Origin of the sequence: Dietzia sp. SYD-A1 (assembly GCF_015356725.1) — a bacterium.
Lineage (GTDB): Bacteria > Actinomycetota > Actinomycetes > Mycobacteriales > Mycobacteriaceae > Dietzia.
Map to the genome: position 1 here is coordinate 1 of NZ_JADDKI010000700.1, position 584 is coordinate 584.

The window sequence follows — 584 nt, forward strand, 5'->3', positions numbered from 1 at the left end:
GCACATGTCGACGAACGGGTCGTGGGCGGGGGCGGGGAAGACCGCCGTGGCCTCGGTCCCGCCCGCGGCCAGCACCCGGGCCACGTTGATCCCCTTGCCTCCGGGCGAGTCGTGGGAGTCGGCGATGCGGTTGACCCCACCGATGGTCAGCGCTGTGGCGAGCACCGCCGAGCGGTCCACCGACGGGTTCATGGTGAGGGTGACGATCACGGCAGGACGACCTCGATCCCACGGTCGTGGAGGGCGCCGGCGAGTGCGCCGGTGGGCGGGGAGTCCGTCACCAGGACGTCGATCCGGTCGAGGTCCGCGAAGGAGATGAGGAACTCGTGGCCGAACTTGCTGGAGTCCGCGAGCACCGCAACCCGGCGGGCCGCGTCGCACATGGCGCTCTTGACGGCCGCCTCGTCGGGATCCTGGGTGGTCAGCCCCCGATCGACGGTGAGTCCGTTGGTGCCGAGGAAGGCGATGTCCACCCGGATGGCGTCCAGGGCCCGCAGGACCGTCGCGCCCACGCACGCGCCGGTGAGGCCGCGGACGGAGCCGCCGAGCAGGTGGAGCGGGGTGGCGCCGGAGCGGTGGAGCGC

1 protein-coding gene and 1 pseudogene are annotated in these 584 nt (G+C 72.9%); both read right to left on the reverse strand.

Annotated elements, in window-relative coordinates; genetic code table 11:
- A pseudogene (locus IY392_RS18765) lies at nt 1-210 on the reverse strand (1-phosphofructokinase); the annotation flags it as partial.
- On the reverse strand, nt 207-584 hold a 378-nt coding region (locus tag IY392_RS18770), incomplete at its 5' end, for a DeoR/GlpR transcriptional regulator (RefSeq protein ID WP_194862041.1). The gene IY392_RS18770 and the pseudogene IY392_RS18765, both read right to left, overlap by 4 nt.